We start from the raw sequence: 24,874 nt of genomic DNA on the forward strand, positions 1-24,874 counted from the left end.
TAAGACGAATGTGCGAAGCGCAACAATGGGCTCCGTTGCCGTGAATTTGTGTTTTTTTTAGGGGCGTGCTCAGCCGCGGCGCGGCATGCGCATCGTAAATCGCGACCCCTGTCCTTCTTTGCTGTCGATGGTAAGGCCGTATTCGTCGCCGTACACCATTCGGATGCGCCGGTGGACGTTCACGACGCCGATGCCGCCGCGCCGAAGGATGGTCCTCCGCGGCGCGGCGGCGCCTGCCCCGTCCGCGCCCTGCATCCCCGTCTCGCTAGACATGCCCGTCGCTTCGCCCGCCCCCGCGCTTGCGCTCGGAGCGCCAGGCGCCGCGACGCCTTCCACCGGCGCTTCGGAGCGCCCGGCTGCGGCTTCGGCGGCGCCTGCCGCGTCCCCGGCGAGCCGCTCGCGAAGCAGCGCCAGCTTCTGCGGCGGTATACCGACGCCGTTGTCCTCGACGTACACGCGAAGCTCGTCTTCCGTCTCCTCGGCGTTGATGCGAATGTAATGGTGCGGCTCCATGCCGTCCCGGAACGCGTGCTGCAGCGCGTTCTCGACGAGCGGCTGCAGCGTCAGCCGCACCATGTGCCGCAGCAGCAGCGCCGGCGGCACGGCGACGTCCAGCTCGAAGCCGCTTCCGAGCCGGTGTCCCATGATGACCATGTAATTTCGGACATGGTTCAGTTCGTTCACCAGCGTAATTTCCTCGAGATGCGTCTGCACCGAGTACCGCAGCATATAGGCCATCGCCTCTACGATTTCTGCGATCTCCTCGGAGTCCTGGACGATCGCGTAGCAATTAATCGTCTCCAGCGTGTTATACAGGAAGTGCGGATTGATCTGCAGCTGCAGCGCGTGAAACTCCGCTTGCTGCCGCTCGAACCGGCTGCGATGGAGCTCGATGTCGGACTTTTGCTGCTGTAACTCCGCATCGTACACCCGGTCGATCATCTCGGACAGGCGGCTCACCATGAGGTTGTACCGATGAATTAATCCGCCGAGCTCGTCGTCCCGACCGCCGTCGTCGATGCGGCTCCAAATGCCCTTTTCGGTCTCCCTCATGCCCTCCATGACGGTTCGAATCGGCCGCGTGATCGTGCGGCCGAACCGATAGGCGAGCAGCAGCGCGATCAGCAGCGTCGCCAGGCCGACCATCCACGTCGTCGTTCGGATCGCGCCCACCGGACGGCGCAGCTCGTCGACAGGCAAAGACACGATCATATTCCATTTCAAATAGGAAGATTCTCGCGTAACGAACAACGTCGGCTCGCCGCCGATCGACTCGATGACGGAGCGTTCCGCGCCGCTCGGCAGCCGGGACAGCACCGCGGCCAATTCGACGCCGGACACGGAGCCCGGCTCGCTGGGACCATACACGATGCGCCCGCTCTCGTCCGAGATGTACAACGCCGCCGACTCGCCCAGATCGGCCATGTCCCACAGCGGCGCCAGTTGGTCCGTCCTGACCCGCATGACGAGAACGCCTTTCGGCTCGTATGTCGCATAGCCCCGGATCCGCCGCGCGATCGTAATCGTGCCGTCGCGGTCGTCTTCTCCGTCGCGGTAGATCGCGATTTTCCCGTCTTTGGGCACCCGCGCGTTCACTTTGGCGAGCGTCTTCTTGGCGTCGAAGTTTTCGTACGTCGACCAATTGCGGTTATCGTCGATGATCGCCTTGCCGTGATCGCCGATGATCGTAATCGAATATGCGCTGGGGTAGGCGATGAACGTTTTCCGAAAAAGATTTTTCTGGATCGTCTCTGTCAGCTCGTAAAACCGGTAGCTGTCGTTCGGGTCCATCTCCATGAACCGCTTCACCGCGTCCTCGGACAGGAGCGAGTCGGTCGCAAGCTCGTAGCGCCGCAAATACGACTCGGTCTGCGACGTCGAATGGCGGATCAGCTGGCTGATGTAGCGTTCCACCTGGTCTTCCAGCGCTTTCGTCGATTGGACGTACGACACAACGCCTACGCCCGTAATCGACAGCAGGATGACGACCGTGAAGTAGAAATAGATTTGCCCGAACAAGCTCTTCCTCATCGGTCGATGCCCAGCTTCTCTCGGTATTGTTTCGGCGTGTCGCCGGTCACTTTCTTAAACGTCTTCGTGAAATGCGGGTGATCCGCGTACCCGACTTCGTAGGAGATGTCCGTAATTTTTCGGTGCGGCACGGCCAACAGTTGCTTCGCAAGCTCCATGCGCCGCCGGATGCGGTACGACGCGAACGTTTCGCCCGTCATCTGCTTGAACAGCTGACTGAAATAGGACGCGTTCAGCCCGAGCAGGTCGGCGACCTCTTCGAGCGAGAAGTCGCGGGAGAGATGCTCCTCGATGTACTTCTTCGCCTCTTCGATCGGATCCTTCGCCCGCCCTCTGCGTTTCGCCCGCAGCGTCTCCATCGCAGCCGAGGCGAAGTCCATCAGCCGCGCGCGCAGCTCCTCGGTCGTGCGAATGCCGTCGGTGCGGAACGGCAGCTCGAGCGCGTATACGTCCCGCTCGTTCAGGCGCCGCACGAGCAGCTCGCACAGCTCGCCGGCGATTCCCGCCTGCCGCTGTACGGACAGGCCCTTCTCCCGCAGCTCCTCGAGCAGCGTCTCGACCGCATGCGCCGCGCCGTTCTCCTGCAGCGTCCAGATCGCCTCCTCCGTTGCGGCGACCCATTCGTTTGAGCGCGAAAGCGACGGCTGCGCGGTTTCCCGCTGCCGCTCCGCATCCACGAGCCGGCGGACGATCTGATGGATGCTTTTCTTTGTAATCGGTTTCAAAATATAGTCCTTCACGCCGTACGCGATGCCTTGGCGCGCGTACTCGAAGTCGTCGTAGCCCGTGACGATAACGATCTGAACGAACGGATAATCGCGCGCCACGACGCCGCACAGCTCGAGTCCGTCCATCTTCGCCATGCGAATGTCGGTGAACAGGAAGTCCGGCTGCCGCTCCCGAATCAGCGCCAGCGCTTCCAATCCGTTCTCCGCCGTTCGAATGTCGGCAAGCTCCGTGCCGCTCGTCTCGAGGATTTTCGTCAGCCCTTTGCGAATCATCGGTTCATCGTCCACGATGAGCACGTCGTACATAAACAGCCTCCTCGCGCATCGGAATTACCCCCATCTTATGAGAAAAGAGCCTCCCCGCGCAATCGCAAGTTTGCGAGCTGCGCGGGGAGTCCCTCAAGGCGATTGACGTTTATTCCCTTGAATCCTGTTTACCGCTGCGGCGCGTAGACGCCTTTGCCCTCGTTGTACAATCTCGTCGCTTCCTCGATCAAGTCGTTGCCGCCCTTGGCGCGCCACTCTTCGATGACCTTCGGCCAGTCGGAGATCGGCTCTTGGCCGAATACCATTTTCATAATGTGCTCGTTAATGAGCGGCGGGTACCGGTCGGAGAACGGGTTGATTTCCGGGTTGTTGATCCACGCCTGCAGTTGCTCGTTAAACTCGTAGCCGTCGCGGCCCTCGTTCGCGAGAAGCGTATCGTACGCTTTGATCAGCTCTTTGCCTTCTTCCGTCTGGCTCAGCACGAGCTCGTTGTACGTTGTATCCTGCACCATCCAGAGCCAGTAGTTTAAATAACGCTGCTTATCGAGCTCTTCGTTCGACTCCGGCGCCTTGTAGACCGGCGTGTCGCCGTTCATCGTGTAGTCCGTGCCCTCGATGCCGAAGCTGAAGAACCGCTGCGCTTCTTCGGTCGTCTGCCATTCGAAGAACTTAATGATATCGACGACCTTGTCTTCCGCTTGCTTCGTGACGAAGAACGCGCGGGTCACCGGGCTGTACAGCGAGTAACCGCCCTTGCCGTCCGGGCCGATCGGCGATGCGATGAGCGCCACCTTCGCCTCCGGCACGTTGTTTTTCAGCTGCTCGCCCCAGATCGGCAGCTCGTTGGCGTTCATGCTCCACATGCCCGCTTTGCCCGCCGTAATGTTCGCCTTGAACGTGTTCGGGTTGACCGTCGCGAATTCCTTGCTCATGAGCCCTTCGTCGAACATCGTCTTATACACCTGGATCGCGGCTTGCATGTTTTCGACGTCCAAGAACTTCGGCTGGATTTTCCCGTCGACGAGCTCCAGTTCGTTCGTGTAGCCGAACACGTCGTACGCCCCGAAAAACGTATCCGCGTACTTGAATTCCGCGCGGCCGGCGAACGGCTCTTCGACGCCAAGCTTTTTGAACGCGCGCAGCACGTTCAGGAACTCGTCGACCGTCTTCGGAACCGGGAGCCCCGTCTTTTCGAGCAGGTCCATCCGAATCCACGTCGCGCGTCGGGACGGATTGCCCAGGTATTCCGGAATCGCGTAGATGCGGCCTTCCGCGTCGGTCACCCGCTCCCAGGCTGCCGACGGGATCGTCTCGAGCAGCTTCTTGCCGTGCTCCTCAAGGTACGGCTTCAGGTCGACGAACACGCCCGCCTCGACCGAGCCGGCCAGCTCCTTGCCGTTGATGCCGCCGCCTCCCTGAATCACGTCCGTCAGGTCGTTCGTCGCGAACATCTGTACCATCTTCGTCTCGTACTCCGCGTGCGGAATGAGGCGAATGTCCAGGTCCGTGTTCGTAAAGCCCTCAAGCGCCTTTACGTATGGGTCGTCGTTCAGGTTCGCGTGGTTTTCCACGTACTTGACGTTGAGCGTCCGCATCGCGATCGAGAACGGCGTCGGCTCCTTCGGCGCTTCCGGCTCCGGCGCGGGCGTCTCGGCCGCAGGCGTCTCCGTCGTCGTTCCGCCGGCCGGCGCCGGCGTCTCCGTTCCGGTCGACGCCGGGCTTTGCGTGCAGGCAGCCAGCAAACTTGGCAAAAGAACGCTTACAAGAAAGATCGATAACCGCTTTTTCAAAATTGCATCCCCTCTTCTCGAATGATATCGCTTCCGCCTCATTATAGGAATCGTTCGAATATTCCAACAATGGAATCCGTTCGTATCGTTTTGTCGTTTTTTTAGGTTGCCGAACGCAAGCCCGCTACGACTTGACCGAACCGATCATCATGCCCTTCACGAAATACCGCTGCAGGAACGGGTAAATCATTACGATCGGCACCGTCGCGACGATAATGACCGTCATTTGCACCCCCTGCGGCGAAGCCGTCGCAAGGTTCGAAAACAAATCGTTCCCGGTGTCGACGATATCGTCGGTGATCAGCATCTCGCGCAGCTTGATCTGGAGCGGATACAGCGCCCGATCGTTGATGTAGTACAAGGCATTCTTATACGTATTCCAATTCATCACCGAGTAGAAAATGCCCACCGTCGCCATCACCGGCTTCGACAGCGGCAGCACGATGCTCCAAATCATGCGCAGCTCGCCCGCCCCGTCGATGCGGCCCGAATCGATCAGCTCCTTAGGGATTTGCATAAAAAACGACCGCATCACGATCAGATTGAACGCGCTGATGGCCGTCGGCACCATGAGCGCCCATAGCGTGTTCGATAAGCCAAGCTCCCGGATCAAGATAAATTCGGGAATGAGCGGCGCGGTAAAGATCATCGTAAAAATGACGAGCAGCAAAATTTGCTTCCGCCCGACGTATTCCTCCCGCGACAGCGGGTACGCCAGCGACGACGTCGCCGCGAGATTAATACATGTGCCCACTACAGTAATGTACACCGAGATGCCGAAGGCGCGCCAGATCGAGGCGTCTTGGAACACGTACTGGTAATAAATCGTCGTAAATTCCACCGGCCAGAACAGCACGTCCCCGCGGTCGATCGCGAACGGACTGCTGAACGATTGCGCGATCACGTTCAGCAGCGGCAGAAACATACTTAACGTCACGACAGTCAAGAAAATGTAATTTGCGACGGCGAAGGCGCGGTAGCCCCCCGTCATACGCGTGTGCATGCTCGTTCGTCCCCCCTTAGTACAACGATTCGCCGGTCGCTTTCCGGCTAAGCGTATTGGCGATGACCAGCAGCATCAGCCCGACGACCGATTTAAACAAGCCGATGGCCGTCGCGTAGCTGTACTGCATCTGCTGCAAGCCCGCTTTATAAATGAACGTGTCCAAAATTTCGCTGCTGTCCAAATTCAGCGAGTTTTGGAAGACATAGACGCGTTCGAAGCCGAAGTCGAGAAACTCCCCGATCTTGAGCAGAAACAGCACCGTGATGACGGGCAGCAGGGACGGGAGCGTAATCGCCAGCGTTTGCTTCCAACGGTTCGCCCCGTCCATCTCCGCAGCTTCGTACAGCTCCGGATTGATCGCCGTCAGCGCCGCGAGATAAATAATCGTGCCGTACCCGACGTCCCGCCAGATGCCGGATCCGACGAGCACCGGCCGGATCCACGAATTTTCGACCAGGAAGTAAATCGGTTCGATCCCGAACCAGCCCAGCATCTGATTGACGAAACCCGACGACGGCGACAGAATTCCGATGAAGATGCCGCTGATGATCACCCACGACAAGAAGTGCGGCGCATAAATGATCGTCTGCACCGTACGCTTGAAGGCGAGCTTACGCACTTCGTTCAGCAGCAAAGCCAGGACGATCGGCGCCGGGAACGCGACCGCGACGTCCAGCAACCCGAGGTAAATCGTGTTTTTCAAAATGCGGATGAAGTCGTAATGCGCGAACATTTTCTCGAAATGCTGCATTCCCGCCCAAGGACTTCCGGAAAACCCCTTAAACAAATTGTAATTCTGGAACGCAATGACGGAGCCGAGCAGCGGGACGTACTTAAATACTAGAAAGTAAAGAATGCCTGGAACGGACAATGCGTAAAGCGTCTTGTATTTCAGCATAAACCCGATCGTGGCGCGCAGCCGGGTTCGAGGCTCGCGCGGCGGCGGCGCGGCATGCTGGACTCGTACTTGACTCATGGCTCCCCTCCTGTGAGACGATGATTGATTATATGACACTATCGTACGGGGGAACGGGCCCGGCAACAATGGAGTGCAATGTTACCCGTTTGTGTTTTTTTTAGATCGCCGCGCTCTCCCCGCCTCCGGCCTCGCTCGCGTTCCCGCGCTCCTTTCGAACCTGTTTCCCTTCGCTCAGTCGCCCCGCCTTTTGCCTGCCCGCGCTCTGCCTTTCTTACCTGTTTCCTCTGACTCAGCCCGGTTGTCCCCTCACTTTCCCCTCCTCGCCCCCGCTTCTCTATCGCCGCACTGTTATTTCGAACCTTTCTCCCCTAACTCAGCTTTAAATTTCTCCTGACCACAAGGGATTTTCAGGTTTACACAGGAACATCTGTTCGGTATAATGAAGAAAAGGGAGGCGGTATCCATGTCCAAAAGCGAATACGTCGAAGTGTTCTTTCGCCGGAGATGGCCGGACGGGTTCCAATGCCCTCGCTGCGGTTACGGCGCGTTCACCGAAATCGCGACGCGAACCCTTCCGCTCTACCAGTGTAAATGCTGCGGAATGCAAACGTCCGTCACTTCGGGCACTGTCATGCATCGAACCCGCACCCCGCTCGAGAAATGGGCCGCCGCCCTCGACGCACTGTCCGGTGCCGGCGGCATGAACGCCGTCGAGCTCGCCCGAACGATCGGCGTTACGCATAAGGTTGCATGGACGATGCTGCGGAAAATTCGATCGGCAATTGATGAAGCGGAAGCTGTCCAAAAATTGGAAGGGAATGTCATCGGCGGCCTGCGCGCGCTCGCGCCCAGCTCTATTTGGATATTTCTCCCGTTCCGCCATTACCGGTGCGAACGCCCCGTCTTCGTAGGCGCGTCGGTCGATGCCTACGGCCGCCCGACCGCGATTAAGATCCATACAACAAACCGGGAAGATATAAAACCTGGGTGGAAAATGGCGACGGAGCTCGGGGCAAGAAGAATTCTGGCCCGCGCCGCTCGAAGTGGCGCCTCCGCGCAATGGCTCGAGGACGCTACACTTTCCCGAAGCCCGCTGCACGACCGCTTCGCGGAAGCGCAGCGTTGGCTCGTACGCACCTTCCATGGAATCGGCGATAAGTACGTGCAAAGCTACTTGAACGAATATTGCTTTCGATGGAACGTTGCCGCACGTAAAGGAGACCTTAGAGAAGCGTTCTATGATTTGCTTTTTCGTGCGGTCGAACATACTACGGGGATATCCGTTAAGAGCAGCGCGGCATAATGCGAGGGAGACCCCGGGGGTGGTAGTGCCGTGTGTTGAGGAATTGGTTCGAGTACGGGTTGCCACTCCGGGTCGGCATGTCACTGAGCCAAGGGAAACAGGTCGTAAAGGGCGGCAGAAACCGTACACCATGGCAAGCAAGAGAAAAGCCGCCTCCGCGTCATTGTTCATGACCGGGACGGCTTTCGGGCGGACGCGTCGCAGCGCAAGCCCCCTACCAAATATGGAACGCTTGGCCTCGGAGCCGCAGCACGCCCTCGATGAAGAAATAATCGCCGTAAATAATCGGGAAGTTGCGGCGGCCGTGATACGCTTCCGTTCCGCCGTCGACGATGGCGTCCTCCTCGACGTTCCAGTTGCAATATTTCTCCTCCGTCGCGCGGAGCATTCGAAGAGCCGCTCCGGCGTACAGCGGCTTCTCGCGTTCGCCGACGGCTTCGGCGATTTCGAGCAGGCCGCAGGCCGCGATCATGCCTGCCGTCGTGTCGTACAGCACAGGCTCCGCCGGCGCGCGGAAGTCGACGAGCGGCACATCGCCGCTGCTCGCCGCGTTCGCGATGAAGTAGTGAGCGACCCGCTTCGCCGCGGCAAGATACCGCTCATCCTTCGTGTAGCGGTAGCTGAGCGCGAAGCCGTACAAAGCCCAGGACTGCCCTCGCGACCAGGAAGAGCCGGACTCGTACCCCTGACCGCCCGGCGCTTCCAAAAACTCGCCCGTGTTCGGGTCGATGCTGACGATGTGGTTGCACGAGCCGTCCTCCCGTAATCCGAGGCGCAGCGTCGTATCCGCATGATCCCGCGCGATGAACTCGAACCGCGGATCGCCCATGACCTCCGTAGCCCAATACAACAGGGGAATGTTCATCATACAGTCGATGATCATCCAGCCTGTCCGATCCTGATTCCAAGCGCGTATAAATTTTCCGCGCGGATTATAGCGAGCGGCTAGCACGTTCGCGGCGTGAAGGCCGCGCGTCTTCGACTTGGCGTTGCCGGTCAGCCGATAGTTCGCCACGGCCGTATGCAGCCACATGAAGCCGACGTCGTGGTGCAGCCCCTCGAAGCTGTCGAGCGCCGCGTCTAACCGACGCTCCACGCCCTCCGCGGCGACGCGATATTTTTCATCCTTGGTCGCATGGTACATTTGCCAAAGCATGCCCGGCCAGAAGCCGTTCGTCCACCAGTCGAGGTCGGTCTCCCCTTTGTCCTCGACATATGTTCCGTTCTCCGGCGCGTACGGGATTCGTTCGCCGACCCGCTCGCATTCCGCCGACATTTTCGTCTGCAGCTTGCCCCATACTTCTTGCAGCCAAGCTTGATCTCGCTCGTTCATCTCGCTCCGTCCTTTCGCTCGGTACTACTGGTTTCTTGTCTCATCTTACCGTACAGCCGAAAGCGAAAGTTTTGTTTTATACGTCGAAAATGTTTACATATCGCCTTCTTTCATATGCGCCCCGCCGCGGAGCGTTTCGTACAGCCAGTCGTACATGCGCCGGCCGTTGATTTCGTGCGCACCGGGAAAGCGATCGACGGCCAGCCGGTCGAGGGCGCCCGCCGATTCGTAAACCGCACGAAGCGCTTCTTCCGCCTTTCGGAATCCCTCGATCGGAAAGATCGGATCGCGTTCGCCCGCTTCGAGAAAGAGCGGACGCGGCGCGAAAAGGCCGATCCACTCCGGCAGCTCCGCATGCGCGAGCAATCCGGGCACGTAATTATCCAGGCAATGGCGAACCGATAGGATGCTGTCCCGGAACGTATTCGGGTACCCGCTTAACGCTAGAGCCCGAATTCGGTCGTCCAGCGCGGCGACGGCGTTCGCGAGCAGAGCGCCGCCGGAAAACCCGACCGCCCCGACGCGGCCGGGGTCGACCTCGCCCCGAGACGCCAGAACGTCCAGCGCGCGCCGCGCCTCGTGCACCCGCAGCCCGGTCAACGTCTTGCCGAGCATGAGCAGCTCCGTCGCCAGGCGGAAACAGGAGTTCGGCGCGTCCGGGCGCTCGTCGAGATCGGCCTGCAGCCGCCGCTCCCCGAAGCCGATGACGTCTGGCGCGATCACGACGAGGCCGCGGCGAACGAGCTGCACGGCGAAATGCCCATGTATACCGGGCTCTCCGTCGTCGGGAGCGCCGTCCGGACGCAGCCCGACGATTTCCCGGCTGCCGTAGCCATGCCCGTGCAGCGCCAGCACGCCCGGCAGCGGATGCCCCCGCTCGGCCTCGTCCGGGATTAATACGTACGCTCGGAACGTCAGTCCGGGCGTCGCGGACAGCTCGACTCGTTCGCGAACGTACCCGTCGCAGGCTACGCGCTCCATCGTCGCCGCACGATATGCGTCGTTGCGCTCGAACGTCCCGAGGGCTTCCTTCAACGCCTCCCGCAGCCGCTTGCGGCGTTCCTCCGGCCCGCTCCGTTCCGCCTCGTCGCGATGACGCCGCAGCGTCTCTTCGTATAGGCGACGCAAGAAATCGTCCTCTTGCCGCATCCCGTCCCTCTCCCCTCGACTTCTACCCATTTCCTATATCATACCAAAGAGGCGGACAACCCTACCTGCTTTTACTATAAAAAGGGAACTTTCGGGGCGGGTGTCAAATTCACAGTAACTCGTTCGTTTTTATAGTTTACCGAATGATTTCCCGTGTGACATGATTCCCAGTGTAAGCGTTCCTATTTTTTTAATGCGGTAAAATTTCAGCTTTTAAGGGGGTGATGCGGTCACGACGACCGGCGTTTCCAAACCAATCTCTCGAAGGAGGAGTGTGCTTTGAAAGCAAGAAAAACCGCATTATTGTGTATGACGTTCGCGCTCGCGCTATCCGGTTGGCTCGTCCCGATCGGCGCCCCGACGGCGAAGGCCGCCGCCTCATATTATGTCTCCACGAGCGGCGCGGATACGAACCCCGGCACGTTGTCGCAGCCGTTCCGGACGATTCAGAAATGCGCCAACGTGGCGGTCGCGGGCGACACTTGTTTCATTCGGGAAGGCACGTACCGCGAGACGGTCGTTCCTGCGAACTCCGGCACGGCGAGCGCGAGGATCGTTTTCAAACCTTATAACAATGAAAATGTCACCGTCAGCGGCGCGGACGTCGTCAACGGCGGCTGGACGGTGCACAGCGGCTCCACGTACAAGACGACCGCGATGAATTGGAATCTCGGTCTCGGGTACAACCAAATTTTCGTCGACGGCGTCATGGTAAACGAAGCGCGTTGGCCGAATTCGCCGGCCCACGCTTCTCCGATCGAGTTGACGACCGCTCATATCGACAGCGGATCGTCGAGCGGAAGCGGCACGAGCGCCGTAGGCACGATCTACGACGACGCGCTCGGCACGGGGCATGTCGGCGGGAAAGTGAACGCCGCGATTCTGCTCGGATACGCGACGCAAACCGGCGAGATTACTGCTTCGACGGCGGGACGTATCGACTTTACGTACGGCAAGTTCGACACGTATTACGCGCCGGCCGCCGATCAAATGTATTTCATATGGGGGAAATTAGCATACCTGGACGCTGCGAATGAGACGTTTTACGATGGAAGCACGGGCACGCTCTATCTTCGAACGCCGGCCGGCGATTCGCCTGCGGGCCATACCGTCGAAGCGAAGCGGCGCACGTACGCCTTCGACCTGAGCGGGAAGTCCTATATTACCTTGGAGGGCTTGAAAGTGTTCGCGGCGACGATCACGACGAGCTCCGCTTCGCAATCGATCGTGATCGACGGCATCGAAGCGAAATATATTTCGCATGACATGTATTTGCCGGAATCCGGCTGGGAAACCGGGGTTTACGACGCGGGCATTCAGCTCAGGGGCTCCAATCATACGCTGAAGAACAGTACGATCGCCTTCAGCTCGGGCAACGGCGTGCTGATCCAAGGCAATACCCACACGGTGTCCAACAATGTCATTCACGGCGTCAATTATTCGGCGACGGATGCGGCCGCGGTTCATTTCGGGCTGCCCTATTTCGGCGGCCAGCAATCCGGGTCGGGACACCTGATCGAGAAGAATACGATGTACAACGTCGGCCGCTCCGTCATCGCGCACAGCGCGGCGAACAATGTAAAGATGCTTTATAACCACATGTTCAACGCAGGCGTGTATACGATGGACAACGGCATTACCTACACCTACGGCACGAACGGATACGGCACGGAAATCGCCTACAACCTAGTGCGCGACAACCTGTCCCAACATCTTGGGAACGGCATTTACTTGGATAACGGCACGAGCAATTACATCGTGCATCACAACATTTCCTACGGCATGAACAACGCCTTGCACCTGAACGACCCAAGCAACAACAACAAGGTATATAACAATACGCTCGGCGGCTACAATCATTCGGTCGGCGCCTTGTGCGGCAACTTCGACGGGACGGAGATCGTCAACAACATCTTCATGAACTCGGTCGAAATTACGTTGACGCAGCCGGGACTGTGCGGAGATTAGACGCTCCCGAGCTTCGCGAACAACGTGTACGAGACGACCGATCCGAAGTTCCTCGACCCGGCGAGCGGCGACTATCGGTTGCAGTCCTCGTCGCCCGCCGTCGACTTCGGGCAAGTTCGGTCGCCATATACGAACGGCTACACGGGCACGGCGCCGGACGCAGGCGCCTACGAGCGCGGCGTAACGCCATGGATCGCAGGCGCTTCGAACGCGGCGCCGGGTTCGGCCGCCGTGACGTCGAACGGCAATCTCTGCAGCGGCGGCACGCCTGCGGCCCACGCGGCAGACGGCTTGACGACGACCAAATGGTGCAGCAGCGCCTCGGGCGATAAATGGCTGCAGCTGGACTTGAAGGGACAGCCTTACAGCATTAACCGGTGGGTCGTGAAGCACGCCGGCGCAGGCGGGGAGAGCGCATCGCTGAACACGACGAACTTCAAGCTGCAAAAGAGCGTGAACGGCACGACGTGGACCGACGTCGATACGGTCAGCGGGAACACGGCCAACGTCACGGACCGCACCTTGTCGACGCCGATCGTCGAGCATCGGTACGTGCGATTGTATATTACCGATCCCGGCGCCGACACGACCGCGCGCATTTACGAGTTCGCGGTGTACCAGAGCGGCGGATCGACCGGCGGATCGGATACGCAGCCGCCGACGGCGCCGACGAATGTCGCCGCTCCGTCCAAAACCGAAACGACGGTGAACCTGACGTGGTCGGCGTCGACGGACAACGTGGGCGTGTCCTCGTATTACGTCTACGCGAACGGGACGTTCATCGGCAGCTCGAACACGACGTCGTACGCGGCCTCGAACCTCGCTCCGGGGGTTACGTATACTTTCACCGTGAAGGCGCGCGATACGCAAGGCAACGAATCGGCGGCCAGCGCCGCGCTTCAGGTCACGACGAATAAGAACGCCTTGCCGAGCCCGTGGTCGCACCAGGATATCGGGGGCGTCGGATGGACGGGCGGCGCCAGCTATTCGAACGGCGTCTTTACGGTAGCGGGCGCAGGCGTCGACATTTGGGGAACGGGCTCGCCGGACGAATTCCACTTCGTCTATCGGACGATGTCCGGCGACGGCGAGATCGTCGCCCGCGTCGCCAGTCAGTCGAATTCGCACCCCAACGCCAAATCGGGCGTCATGATCCGCGAGACGCTGGACGCGGGCTCGAAGTACATGATCGCCAACACGTCGCCGAGCAGCGGGCAGCAATCGCTCTGGCGGGCGACGACGCAAGGCGCGACGGATTACGCCATCGGCGCCGCCTCCGCGAAGCCAATTTGGGTGAAGCTGACGCGGAGCGGCAGCACGTTCAGCGCGTACGAATCCGCGAACGGCTCGACCTGGTCGCTGATGAAGACGGCGACGATCAGCATGGCGACGAATGTATACGTCGGCTTAGCGGTCGTCAGCTTGGACGACTCCAAGCTGAACATCACGACGTTCGATAACGTAACATTCAACGGAACGGGCATAGGCGACACGCAAGCGCCGACGGCGCCGACGAACCTGACGTCTCCGTCGAAGACGGACACCTCCGTAAGTCTGTCGTGGTCGGCTTCCACGGACAATGTCGGCGTCACGGGGTACGATGTATACCGCGGCACGACGCTCGCGGGCTCGACGACCGGCGCGACGACGTTTCAAGCGACCGGGCTCACGCCGAACACGACGTACAGCTTTACCGTTCGAGCGAAGGATGCCGCGGGCAACGTCTCGGCGGCGAGCGCCGCGCTGAGCGTGACGACGAACGCCTCGAGCGGCGGCGGCACGGGCAGCATCACCAGGGAGTATTGGACGGGAATTTCCGGTACGTCCATCTCTTCCATTCCGCTGACGACGACGCCGACCGGCACCTCGACCCTTACGAGCCTTCAAGGGCCTACGAACTGGGGCGACAGCTACGGCACGCGGATACGCGGCTACATTACGCCGACGACCTCCGGCTCCTATACGTTTTATCTTGCAGGGGACGACGACAGTCAGCTGTGGTTGAGCACGAACAGCGACCCGGCGAACAAAACGAAACTCGCCGAATTCATCGGATGGACGAACGTCGGCGAATGGTCGAAATATGCGACGCAGCAATCCGCCCCCGTCTCGCTGACGGCAGGGCAGACATATTACGTGGAAGTGCTTCATAAGGAAGGCGGCGGAGGCGACCACATCGCGGTCGGCTGGACGGGGCCGGGCTTCTCGACGATTACGGTCATTCCGGGAAGCTACCTGTCGCCGTACTCCGGCACGGCGGACACGCAGGCGCCGACGGCGCCGACGAATGTGACGTCGCCGTCGAAGACGACTACGACCGTAGATTTGTCGTGGACGGCATCCACGGACAACGTCGGCGTCACCGGTTACGACGTCTACCGGGGCACGACGCTCGCAGGCTCCACGACCGGGGCGACGACGTTCCAAGCGACGGGGTTGACGCCGAACACGACGTACAGCTTTACTGTGCGGGCGAAGGATGCCGCTGGCAACGTCTCGGCGGCGAGCGCCGCGCTGAGCGTAACGACGAACGCCACGAGCGGCGGCACGGGAAGCATTACGCGGGAATACTGGACGGGAATCGCCGGTACGTCCGTCTCCGCCATCCCGCTGACGACGACGCCGTCCGGCACCTCTACGCTAACGAGCCTCGAGGGGCCGACGAACTGGGCGAACAGCTACGGCACGCGCATCCGCGGATACATTACGCCGACGACGTCCGGATCCTACACGTTTTACCTCGCGGCGGACGATAACGCCGAGCTGTGGCTCAGCACGGGCAGCGACCCGGCGAATAAAGCGTTAATCGCCAACGTAGCCGGCTGGACGAACTCGAGGGAATGGACGAAATACGCGTCGCAGCAATCTTCCGCGATCAGCTTGACGGCGGGACAGTCCTATTACGTGGAAGTGCTTCATAAGGAAGACGGCGGCGGGGACAACGTCGCGGTCGGCTGGACGGGGCCGGGCATCTCGACGATCGCCGTCATTCCCGGCGCGAACCTCTCCCCCTACTCGGGCGGCACGAGCAGCCTGCCGAGCCCTTGGGCGAACCAAGACGTGGGCAGCGTCGGCGTCGCGGGCAGCGCGTCGTACGCGAACGGCACGTTCACGGTCAACGGCGCCGGATGGGACATCTGGGGCACGGGCAGCCCGGACGAATTCCATTACGTGTACCGCACGATGAGCGGCGACGGGGAAATCGTGGCGCGCGTCGCTTCGATCGAGAACACGCACGCCAACGCCAAAGCCGGCGTCATGATTCGCGAGACGCTCGACGGCGGCTCCAAATACGTCATCGCCAATACGTCGCCCAGCTCCTCGATGCAGGCGTTGTGGCGGGCGTCGACATCCGGGGCGACCGACTATGCGATCGGCTCGAGCGCCACGGCGCCGCGGTGGGTGAAATTGACGCGGGCGGGCTCCGTCTTCAACGCGTACGAATCGGCGGACGGCACGAACTGGACATTGATTAAGTCCGTTACGATCAGCATGTCGAGCACCGTCTACGCGGGTCTTGCGGTCGTCAGCCTGGACGATACGCAACTAAACACCTCGACATTCGATAACGTCGGTTTTGTAGAGTAATCGCTAAGCGAACGATAGAAAGTGGCCGCCCCGAGCGTAGAACATCCTACCTCGGGGCGCGCCCCTTTCTTTCATTGCGGCGAAGCCGCAGCGACATGACGGCGGATCGCTTCCATAGCCGCCGTCACGCCCCGGACGTCCTCCTCGGACAATGCCGACGCGAAATAGCGCTTAATCCCCTGCGCGTATACCGGCCAAGCTCTGCGCAGCTGCGCTTCGCCTTCGTCCGTTAAGACGGCGTACAATCCCCGCCCGTCCTCTTCGCTTTTCGCCCGGACGATCAAGCCGTCCTTCTCCAGCCGGTCGATCAACCGGGTAATTCCGCTCTTCGTCAACACCATCTTGCTCGTCAAATCCTTCAGCCGCAGTTTGCGCCCGGGAGCCTCGAACAATGCGATCAAAACGTCGTACGTGCTCAACGGCACCCGCTTCTCCCGGCTTAAATCCTGCTCGATCCGTTCGATGACCTGCGCGTGCGCCTTAATGAAGCCGCGCCAAGCCGCAAGCTCGGCGTCCGTAACGCGCTCCATCCAACCGCCCTCCTTCATTGCGTGTTCCCACTTATCATACCCCCATAAAGTTGTTTGCGCAACTAACGGCACTGAACACAAACTCTTAGTTGACTAAGCAACTATATTTTGTTATATTCATTTCACGGCAAACATGTTGACTAAGCAACTAAATGTTTGCGATTATTTTCTGGAGGTCGAATTGCATGTTAAGTTGGGTATTGTTGGCGCTTCGCTTGGTCGTCGGGATTTCTTTCATCGGTCATGGGCTTCAAAAGCTGTTCGGTTGGTTCGGAGGGTACGGCTTGAAAGGGACGGGCGGTTGGATGGATTCCGTCGGCCTGCGTCCCGGCCTGTTAATGGCGCTGCTGGCGGGGCTGGCCGAGGTCGTCGGCGGCGCATTGTTCGCCGCCGGGCTGCTTACGCCGGCGGGCGGCGCGCTCATCGCCGTCACGATGGTCGTCGCCATCTTCGCAGCGCATATTAAGAACGGCTATTGGATCACCGCGAACGGCTACGAATACAACCTCCTTCTCATCCTCGTCGCAGGCGGCGTCGCCTTGGTCGGAGCTGGAGAGTATTCGTTGGACGCTTGGTTGGCACGGTAAACATAATCGAGGATCTCCCCGTTCGCGAGCCGCTCGCGAGCGGGGATTTTTTCATCTTAGAGCCTTAAGGGGCTGCGCGGCCCCCGGCGGTTACGAACCTTCCGCGACGCGAACGGTTTCCCCGGGAGCGAGCATGCCCTCCTTTTCCACCGAACACACGATGCCGCGCCTCCCCATGGCCGCCTGCACGAAGGCGCTTCGCAAGCCGGACCGTCCGAGCGCTCGCTCGACCAGCTCGCCCGGCCCGACGCAGGGGAGATTTTCCCCTTCGCATATCAGCCCCGTCCCTCCCGAAAATAACAGCCTCGCGCCTCTGGGCAAAGCGCTTAACGCCGGAGCGCCCGAGACGAGCACGTTCGCGCCGAGCCATTCCGGACGAATGGATGGCACGCCTAACGAATTCGCAATGCGTGCGCACTCCTCCGCCGACACGATGCTGATTTGCCTGCGGTTAGCGATCGGGGTGCCGCGTGGATATAGCTTCTGGCGGCCGTCGGCAGGACGCAGCAGGCCATAATGCCGATCCCCCGGGATACCGGCTACCTCCACACGGATCGACTGCATCGCGAACGTTTCGAAAGAAGACGAATCCCGCGTCATCAGCACGGACAGCACTTTCATTTCGCTTACAGCACCCAAGCTGCCTTCCCCCTTTCAAATAAAGGAACGGAGACCGCCTGAGGGCGGTCCCCGCACATGCTACCTTGCTTTCGAATCTTCCCTGAAGCCCTTCGATTGTGCAACTAAGTAGAGTATATCCAATGTTAGTTGCGTGGTCAACTAACGGTTTCGAGCTCCAGCTCCTCGAGCAGGAACCCCTTGATTTCGGCCGGCCCGGTCAGCTCCAGACGAACCTCCCCGCCGGGGCGAACGCGGACGGTCGCCGTTAGGAAGGGGCAGCACTTATGCTCCAACGGGATCCACTCGGCCAAAGCGGCGAGCAAGCCGGCACGGCTTCCGAGCGCGAAAGCGTATCCGTCGGCCGTCTCCTCGATTTCGCCCAGCGTCCGGAACACCTCCTCCTTCAGCTGCGAATACAAACGTTTCTCCTCCGGGGTAAAGGAAATGCGGGCGCATGCGATACCGCAAGTTTCATGCATGGAAATCGCTCCTCTCTTTTTTCTGAAAATGGTTGATCCTATCAAGTGGTTTTGATATGATAAGTCCACTTTACAACTTCAAGTTAACTTTAAGTCAAGAGGGAGACGGAGGTTTTTTTATGTTATCCATCGGCGATATCGCTCGGCGTACGGGTGTCGCAACGTCCGCCATCCGCTATTACGAGCAGGCCGGGCTGCTGCCGCCGCCCGAGCGCTCAAACGGGAGAAGAAGGTACTCCGAGGAGACGATCGAACGCATCGAGGTCGTGAAACTCGCGCAGCAAGCCGGCTTTCAGCTTCACGAAATCGGCGTCCTGCTGAACGGGTTCGACGCGAATGCGGCGCCGTCCGAGCGATGGCGCGAGCTGGCGAAGAAGAAATGCGAGGAACTGGAGACGAAAGCGCGGCAGCTTCGCGCCATGCAAGACCTCCTGTCGACCGCCGCGCGCTGCGAATGCTTGACCTGGGACGAATGCCGGAGGGTGTTGGCGACGGCGGATGGCGGAAGCGAAACGGAGGCGAGGACATGATCGGAGCGATTCTCCTGTTTCTGGCGGCCGGTTTGGCCGAAATCGGGGGCGGGTATTTGGTATGGCTGTGGCTGCGGGAATCGAAGCCGTTCGCCTACGGCGCGTTCGGCGCTTTGGTGCTCGTCGCCTACGGGGTCATTCCCACGTTCCAAAGCTTTCCGTCCTTCGGGCGCGTATATGCCGCTTACGGCGGCGTCTTCGTCGTTCTCGCGGTGCTGTGGGGGTGGCTGGTAGACAAGAAGACGCCGGACCTGTACGACTGGGCCGGCGCCGCGATCTGTCTCGTCGGCGTATCGGTCATGCTCTGGGCGCCGAGAAGCTGATCGCGGCGTACCGCGCTGCGCCTATTCGAGCAACGAAGCGTCGAAATACGGCCGCAGCGTCTTGCCGACCGCAGCGGAGACGCAGACGAGCGAGATCGCTCGCTTCGCGCGGGGGTCGTCGATCGGTACGGCGGCGAGGCCTTCGTCCTTCATGCGCGAGGTGATCATCCGCGGCGCGAAGCAAATTCCCGCTCCGGCCGCTACGTATCGAAGCAGAAAATCGCCGAACTGCACCTCGGCCTTGACGTTCGGACGGACGCCCGCATCCGCCATTAAGCCGGTGATGAGCCGTCTCGTCGTACAGGACGGGGGATGGAGCACGAGCGGTTCCTCGGCGAGCTCGGCGACGGATACGCTCGCGCGCCCCGCGAACCGGTGCCCCGCATACGTCACGACGTCGTAGGGCTCCTCGAACAGCGTCTCGCTCCAGTAATCCGTGCGGTCCGGCGAAAGCTCGAGCAGCGCGGCTTGCAGCTCCCCTCCGCCCAGCAGCCGCTCGAGCTCGTCCGACGTCTCTCGCACCTCGACGCGCACGCGCACCCCCGCCGCTTCCATGGCGAGCGCGGCGCGCGGCAGCACGTACGCCCCGACGCTCGGCAACGCGCCGATCGCGAACGGTCCTACGCCGCGCGCCGCGGCCATTTCGGCCTCGATCGCTCGCAGCTCGCGGCAGACGGGCAGGAGCCGGTCGTACAGCAGCCTGCCTTCGTCCGTCGGCGTAACGCCTTGGGGCGAACGGTGAAACAGCTTGACGCCGTAATGCGATTCCATGGCGGAAATTTGTTTGCCGATCGCGGCATGGGACAGACGCAGCCGCTCGCTGGCCTTCATGAGGCTGCCAGCCCGAACGACCTCCAAAAAACTTTCGAAGAACGCAACATTCATGCGTGCCGTCCCCTTTTTCCAAGTGTAGTAGGTCATCTTTCGATCAGCGTACCAGAAGCGCGGCAAGGGGTGCAACCATAGGTTTCAACCCTCGGAAATAATGTCGCTTCCCGGCGCGGCGAGCGCGCGGTACGATGAAGCTAAATCGAAACGGAAGGTCGGATGGACATGAAGGCAGCGATTATCGGGACGGGCACGATGGGGAGCCGGCTGGCGAGGACGCTGGCCGCCAACGGTACGGAATTGCTATGGGGGTCTAGGGATCCCGAAGCGGCGAGGTTGAAAATCAAGGAGCTGGATCTTCGAGGCGTACAGGCGGTCGACGTCGAGACGGCGCTGACAGCCGATTGGATCGTTCACACGTTATGGTTCCGGGACGCCCTTGTCTGGGCCCGCGCGCACGAGGAGGCGCTCGCAGGAAAAATTTTGGTCGATATCGTCAATCCGTTCAACGACGAGTTCGACGACTTCTCGCTCGAGTGGGGCACGTCCGCCGCCGAGGAACTGCAGCGGACGGTCCCCCGCACGAAGGTCGTCGGGGCGTTCAAAAACACGTTCGCGAGCGTCTTCGACCGCCCCGTGCACGAAGGCGTCGTGAGCGACGTCTACGTCACCTCCGACGACGAAGCCGCTCGCGACGCGACGATCCGGTTGCTGACCGGCACGCCGTTCCGCATGGTGGACGCCGGGGCGCTGCGCAATAACCGGACAATCGAACGGATGACGCTGCTCGAACGCGAGCTTGCCATTCGCCGCGGCCACCCGGGGTACGTCGCGTTCCGGCTGTTCGGAGGACCCGGCGCCTCTTGAGCTGTTTAACCGAGCGCTAGTCCGACTCGGCTTCGCCTTCGGTATCAAGGGCGCCTTGCGTGTCGGGGTTCGCCTGCTCCGCGACCGGGTTCGCAGAACGGAAACCGCCGGGTAGTCGGCGACCTGCTCGGCCGTTCGCGCCCCATGCCTCGCGAACCCGGACGGCAGCAGCAGCGCCGCCGCCAGGGCGATGCTCGGCATTCGTCTTATGATATGTCCCTCCTACGTTTGGATGTCCTTCTCCTTCTCATCCATTGTAGAAGGGAAAATATGCCGCGCCTTGTGATTTTTATGCGCGGTTGTGTTTTATTCGATGACACAAGATCAGCCCGCATCCTCGATGTCGTACATGGCGTAGAGATAGGGATGATTCGGATCGTATTGGGTCAAAGGCGCCGGGCGCTCCACGCGGCCGTCCGTCTCTTCGGTAATAGAAGAACGCCTCGTAAGGCGAGCGGGCATCCGGTTCGTTCCGAAGAATCGGGCGAATATCCCTCCCGTCGATGACGGGCGCTTCCGGCAGCGTCCCCCCCGCCAAACCGACGAACGTCGGCAGAAAGTCCGTGGACGTGACCAGTTCCTTCGACCGCCGCCCCGTACGCTCCGTTTCGCGATTGCTTCAAGAAGCGGTCGGGTACGTACAGCGGAAGATGGACGTGCATGTGCGCCAAATACAGAAAGAACGGCGTATCTTTGTTCTGCCGGATGAACCGGACGGATTGCTCGATATATCGTTCCGTAAGCGACGCTTGATCCGGCTGCTCCTGCAGCACGTCGTCGTCGAGCATCAGCGGCAGCGGCGGATAATCCTCTCTGCCGGTTTGTCTCCCCATATCGTTGCTGTAAGGCAATCCATAATAATGATCGAAACCGTGGTTCGAAGGCAGAAATTCCGGTTGATCGCCGCAGTGCCATTTTCCGACGAGCATCGTGGAGTAGCCTTGCTCCTTTAACGCCTTGGCCATCGTATGTTCTTTCGGGTTCAACCCGACGCCTTGCCCGGGAAATAAAACCTGGCGGCCTTCGAACGTGCCAAAGCCGATCCGCTTCGGATAACAGCCGGTCAGCATCGCGCCGCGCGAAGGCGAGCAGAGCGGAGCCGCCATGTAGAAATCCGTATAGCGGATCCCCTCCTCTGCCATCCGGTCCAATACCGGCGTTCGATGCACGGGGGATCCGTAGCACCCCAAGTCGCCATACCCCAAATCGTCGCAGTTGATCAATACGATATTCGGTTTGTTTGCACTCACTTCCACATCGCTCCCTGCCTTTTCGGTTTCGTATTCCGTACCATACCGCGAATGGCCGAGGATGCAGATCAGCACCGGCGCAATCAATAGATACAAATCCCAGTTTCTGCGGACGCCTCTAACCGTCGCGGACATTCTCTTCACTCGGATTTCTCACACTCCTCTGCCTTCTCGTAATGTTCGGGGTTTCTCGTTCCGGCCTCAATCGTAAGGTAACCCGTCGGCGCAAGACTGTATATGCTCAGTATTTTTTCGCGTCTGCGTTCCTTTACATCGCCGGATTTCGCCCCGGTATCGGCGCGATGTAAAGAAAAGCAGATCGCGGAAAACGGCGGCGGAACGCGAAAAAACTCGTTTTTCGACGAGTTTTCGGGTGCGGTAATGACGAACGGAGCCGGCAATGCGCGCGGCTCCGCTCGGTCTTCTAAAGCATTACTTTTTTCCCGGTCGCGGCGCTTTCCAGCGCGCCGAATACCATGGCCATGCTCTTGATGTTATCCGAGGCGTCCGTCTCCGCGGGACGGTTCTCCCGAAGCGAAGCGAACATCTCATCCAGACAGCCCTCGTGCCCCTCTCGCCCGTTCCACGTCATCGGGACGGGAACTTCCTTCACGGCGCGCAGGAATGACGGCGGCTGCGCCTCGTCGACGACCTCGCAGCGCGGCGGCGTCTCACCGTCCCAGCGAATCGTACCTAGGCTGCCGACGATGCGCCAGTCGGCTTCCCAGGACGTCTTAAAGCCCTCCGCGCTCCAGGAGCCTCGGTAGGTGAAGACGGAGCCGTCGCTCATTTCGAAAATGCAAACGGCGCTTGCGTTCCCCTTGTACCAAGAGCCCGGCGCGTTATACTCGTGACAATAGACGGAGACCGCGTCGGCGCCGCTGATAAATCTTGCCTGATCGAACGTGTGGATCGCCATATCGACGATGAGCGGGCTGTCCATCGCGTCCCGGAAACCGCCGAAGTGCGGTCCGAGGAAGAAGTCGGCATGCAGCGCTCCGACCTGCCCGATCAAACCGCTCTCGATGCTATCGCGGACGGCGCGGATCGGCTTGAGGTATCGGCGATTTTGCATGACGGCGTACCGCTTGCCGGAGGCCCGGACTCGCTCGAGCACCGTCTTCGCGTCCTCCATCGTCTCCGCCATCGGCTTTTCCCCGAATACATGGCAACCCGCCTCGACCGCCGCGCTGACGACCGCCTTGTGGCTCGCCGGAATCGTGACGTCGAACACGAGGTTCGCGTTCGTCTCCTCGATCGCTCGCGATACATCGGTAAATGCGGGAATACGCAATCCCCGCCGCTCGGCGGCCGCCTTCGCGCTCTCCTCCCGAATATCGACGAAGCCGACGATTTCGGCGTCGTCCCGCGCCAAGGCGTCGTCGATCCAGCGGTTGGACATTCCCCCGCAACCGGCTACTACGATACGATAAGGTTTCATCGCTACACCCACCACATGTCGCCGATCGATTCTTTCATAACGATCGGCTTCAGATTGTGAACCGCTTTGGCAAAGCCTTCCTGCTTCGACATGAGCCCGTCCTCGTGCTCGATGCTGATGGCGCCGTCGTACCCCGCGAACCGGAGCTCGCTGATCATGTCCGCCCATACCTTCATATCATGACCGTACCCGACGGTTCGGAATTGCATATCGGTCAACCCGTAGCGGTTGACGTTCTGCGAATGGGTTTCCTCCAAGCCAAGCTTTCCAAACAATACCGTAAATATTCCGATTTTCATTCGGCACCCTCCTCGGACATGACCCGCTTGTCGACGCTACCGTTATCATAGCCGAAGTGCACCTGCGGAACTATACCGATTCTTCCGAGACTTTCGCACGATATTACGATATTTACCGGCATGGAAGCGTTGACACGGCGCCGGAGAAGCTACATCATAAGAATATTCGAGGAAACGGAGGCGACGCGCCATCGAACACCAACTGAAGGAAGCCACCTTTCTCCCGGATAAGACGTTTCCGATCAATGTGTTCTACACCAATCGCTTTCGGCCGCATTGGCACGATCATATGGAGTGGATCTTCGTCAAGAAGGGCAGCGCCTTCCTGCAAATCGATGCGTCTTCGGCCTGCTTGAGGGAGGGAGACTTCGCTTTCGTCAACGCCAAGCAATTGCATGGCGCTTCCGAACGAGAGGAGGATACGGAGCTCGTCGCCATCGTTTTCAATGAGGCATTGCTTCGGAACAGCGGACTGGACAGCACGGACGAACGCTACTTCTCGCCGTTGCTCGATCAGAGACGTCAGATTCCGAACTTTTTGAACACCGACGACCCGTTGACGGGAACGATCGGGGAGTCGATCGCGCGCATCGTCGACGAATTCGAAACGAAGGCGCCCGGCTACGAGCTGTTGATTAAAGCGGAGCTGTTTCGAGTATTCGGATTGCTGTTTCGGCACGACGAGCGGCTTGCCCTCCGGCCTCGCGGAACCCGCCGACGCGAAGGCGATTTTTCCGTGCTGCTCGATTACGTGCGCCACTCCAGCCGAACGGCCCCGAGCATACGCGAAGCGGCCCGAATGGTCAACATGAGCCCGAACCATTTCTGCGCTCTGTTTAAAAAGCTGACCGGCATGACATGGATCACATATGTAAATTTGTTAAAAGTAAACGAGGCCGAGCGGCTGTTGACCGAAACCGACGATGCGATCGCGGTCATCGCCGACAAGGTCGGGCTCGGAAGCATCGGTTATTTCGGCAGGGTGTTTCGGAAATATAAAAATCGGTCGCCGAGCTCTTACCGGCGCGGGTAAACGG

General features: G+C 60.2%; 21 protein-coding genes and 2 pseudogenes. 9 read left to right on the forward strand and 14 right to left on the reverse strand.

The annotated features are described in order from the left end of the window. Positions 1–69 precede the first annotated feature (69 nt). The 5 genes from VEZ38_RS12975 to VEZ38_RS12995 form a co-directional block, all read right to left on the reverse strand. On the reverse strand, positions 70–2,031 hold the full coding sequence (locus VEZ38_RS12975) for a cache domain-containing sensor histidine kinase (protein WP_324894026.1): 1,962 nt from the start codon (positions 2,029–2,031) through the stop codon (positions 70–72). Further along, the gene (locus VEZ38_RS12980; RefSeq protein ID WP_324894028.1) at positions 2,028–3,065 is read right to left on the reverse strand and encodes a response regulator; all 1,038 of its coding nucleotides are present in this window, start codon (positions 3,063–3,065) and stop codon (positions 2,028–2,030) included. The genes VEZ38_RS12975 and VEZ38_RS12980 overlap by 4 nt, the downstream gene beginning before the upstream one ends. A 128-nt stretch (positions 3,066–3,193) precedes the next feature. Beyond that, complete coding sequence (locus tag VEZ38_RS12985) at positions 3,194–4,816, reverse strand: ABC transporter substrate-binding protein (protein WP_324894030.1); 1,623 nt, start codon at positions 4,814–4,816, stop codon at positions 3,194–3,196. 124 nt (positions 4,817–4,940) lie between these two features. Beyond that, the gene (locus VEZ38_RS12990; protein WP_324894032.1) at positions 4,941–5,819 is read right to left on the reverse strand and encodes a carbohydrate ABC transporter permease; all 879 of its coding nucleotides are present in this window, start codon (positions 5,817–5,819) and stop codon (positions 4,941–4,943) included. Between the two features lie 16 nt (positions 5,820–5,835). Beyond that, positions 5,836–6,798, reverse strand: coding sequence for an ABC transporter permease (locus VEZ38_RS12995; RefSeq protein ID WP_324894034.1), 963 nt, complete (start codon positions 6,796–6,798; stop codon positions 5,836–5,838). A 406-nt stretch (positions 6,799–7,204) separates the two neighbouring features. On the opposite strand from VEZ38_RS12995, the pseudogene VEZ38_RS20640 reads away from it, so the two are divergent. Both VEZ38_RS20640 and VEZ38_RS13000 read left to right on the forward strand, forming a co-directional pair. Beyond that, positions 7,205–7,336, forward strand: a pseudogene (locus VEZ38_RS20640) (transposase); the annotation flags it as partial. Between the two features lie 105 nt (positions 7,337–7,441). Beyond that, on the forward strand, positions 7,442–8,044 hold the full coding sequence (locus VEZ38_RS13000; protein ID WP_324894036.1) for a hypothetical protein: 603 nt from the start codon (positions 7,442–7,444) through the stop codon (positions 8,042–8,044). A 214-nt stretch (positions 8,045–8,258) separates the two neighbouring features. On the opposite strand, the gene VEZ38_RS13005 is transcribed toward VEZ38_RS13000, so the two are convergent. Continuing rightward, a complete protein-coding gene (locus VEZ38_RS13005) occupies positions 8,259–9,377 on the reverse strand; it encodes a glycoside hydrolase family 88 protein (protein ID WP_324894038.1) in 1,119 nt (372 codons plus the stop codon). Between the two features lie 93 nt (positions 9,378–9,470). Next, complete coding sequence (locus tag VEZ38_RS13010; protein ID WP_324894040.1) at positions 9,471–10,526, reverse strand: dienelactone hydrolase family protein; 1,056 nt, start codon at positions 10,524–10,526, stop codon at positions 9,471–9,473. Positions 10,527–10,805: 279 nt separating this feature from the next. On the opposite strand from VEZ38_RS13010, the gene VEZ38_RS13015 reads away from it, so the two are divergent. Together VEZ38_RS13015 and VEZ38_RS13020 are read left to right on the forward strand one after the other, a co-directional pair. Next, the gene (locus VEZ38_RS13015) at positions 10,806–12,494 is read left to right on the forward strand and encodes a right-handed parallel beta-helix repeat-containing protein (protein ID WP_324894041.1); all 1,689 of its coding nucleotides are present in this window, start codon (positions 10,806–10,808) and stop codon (positions 12,492–12,494) included. Positions 12,495–12,518: 24 nt separating this feature from the next. After that, entirely contained in the window at positions 12,519–16,082 is a 3,564-nt protein-coding gene (locus VEZ38_RS13020; RefSeq protein WP_324894043.1) for a fibronectin type III domain-containing protein, read from the forward strand. Positions 16,083–16,153: 71 nt separating this feature from the next. Here the strand turns inward: VEZ38_RS13020 and VEZ38_RS13025 are convergent, their stop codons facing one another. Then, a complete protein-coding gene (locus VEZ38_RS13025) occupies positions 16,154–16,612 on the reverse strand; it encodes a MarR family transcriptional regulator (protein WP_324894045.1) in 459 nt (152 codons plus the stop codon). A gap of 185 nt (positions 16,613–16,797) precedes the next feature. On the opposite strand from VEZ38_RS13025, the gene VEZ38_RS13030 reads away from it, so the two are divergent. Continuing rightward, positions 16,798–17,199, forward strand: coding sequence for a DoxX family protein (locus VEZ38_RS13030; protein WP_324894047.1), 402 nt, complete (start codon positions 16,798–16,800; stop codon positions 17,197–17,199). Positions 17,200–17,289: 90 nt separating this feature from the next. Here the strand turns inward: VEZ38_RS13030 and VEZ38_RS13035 are convergent, their stop codons facing one another. Beyond that, a complete protein-coding gene (locus VEZ38_RS13035; RefSeq protein ID WP_414694713.1) occupies positions 17,290–17,820 on the reverse strand; it encodes an MOSC domain-containing protein in 531 nt (176 codons plus the stop codon). Between the two features lie 155 nt (positions 17,821–17,975). Continuing rightward, a complete protein-coding gene (locus tag VEZ38_RS13040; protein ID WP_324894051.1) occupies positions 17,976–18,239 on the reverse strand; it encodes a hypothetical protein in 264 nt (87 codons plus the stop codon). Positions 18,240–18,418: 179 nt separating this feature from the next. Between VEZ38_RS13040 and VEZ38_RS13045 the strand changes: the two genes are divergently transcribed. Both VEZ38_RS13045 and VEZ38_RS13050 read left to right on the forward strand, forming a co-directional pair. Then, a complete protein-coding gene (locus tag VEZ38_RS13045) occupies positions 18,419–18,829 on the forward strand; it encodes a MerR family transcriptional regulator (protein ID WP_324894053.1) in 411 nt (136 codons plus the stop codon). Further along, positions 18,826–19,152: a YnfA family protein gene (locus VEZ38_RS13050; protein ID WP_324894055.1), complete on the forward strand. Its 327-nt coding sequence runs from the start codon at positions 18,826–18,828 to the stop codon at positions 19,150–19,152. The genes VEZ38_RS13045 and VEZ38_RS13050 overlap by 4 nt, the downstream gene beginning before the upstream one ends. 21 nt (positions 19,153–19,173) lie before the next feature. Here the strand turns inward: VEZ38_RS13050 and VEZ38_RS13055 are convergent, their stop codons facing one another. After that, positions 19,174–20,037, reverse strand: coding sequence for a LysR family transcriptional regulator (locus tag VEZ38_RS13055; RefSeq protein ID WP_324894057.1), 864 nt, complete (start codon positions 20,035–20,037; stop codon positions 19,174–19,176). Positions 20,038–20,205: 168 nt separating this feature from the next. Here VEZ38_RS13055 and VEZ38_RS13060 point away from each other — a divergent pair, with 168 nt between their 5' ends. After that, on the forward strand, positions 20,206–20,847 hold the full coding sequence (locus VEZ38_RS13060; RefSeq protein ID WP_324894059.1) for an NADPH-dependent F420 reductase: 642 nt from the start codon (positions 20,206–20,208) through the stop codon (positions 20,845–20,847). A 386-nt stretch (positions 20,848–21,233) separates the two neighbouring features. Here the strand turns inward: VEZ38_RS13060 and VEZ38_RS13065 are convergent, their stop codons facing one another. The 3 genes and pseudogenes from VEZ38_RS13065 to VEZ38_RS13075 all read right to left on the reverse strand — a co-directional run. Further along, positions 21,234–22,097, reverse strand: coding sequence for a sulfatase-like hydrolase/transferase (locus VEZ38_RS13065; RefSeq protein WP_324894060.1), 864 nt, complete (start codon positions 22,095–22,097; stop codon positions 21,234–21,236). Between the two features lie 424 nt (positions 22,098–22,521). Continuing rightward, positions 22,522–23,538 (reverse strand): Gfo/Idh/MocA family oxidoreductase, encoded by a 1,017-nt coding sequence (locus tag VEZ38_RS13070; protein ID WP_324894062.1) that lies wholly within the window; start codon positions 23,536–23,538, stop codon positions 22,522–22,524. Positions 23,539–23,540: 2 nt separating this feature from the next. Then, positions 23,541–23,774 (reverse strand): annotated as a pseudogene (locus VEZ38_RS13075) (sugar phosphate isomerase/epimerase); the annotation flags it as partial. A gap of 310 nt (positions 23,775–24,084) precedes the next feature. Between VEZ38_RS13075 and VEZ38_RS13080 the strand changes: the two are divergent. Continuing rightward, on the forward strand, positions 24,085–24,870 hold the full coding sequence (locus VEZ38_RS13080) for an AraC family transcriptional regulator (RefSeq protein ID WP_324894064.1): 786 nt from the start codon (positions 24,085–24,087) through the stop codon (positions 24,868–24,870). Positions 24,871–24,874: the final 4 nt, after the last annotated feature.

It is taken from the genome of Paenibacillus sp. (assembly GCF_035645235.1).
Lineage (GTDB): Bacteria > Bacillota > Bacilli > Paenibacillales > YIM-B00363 > Paenibacillus_AE.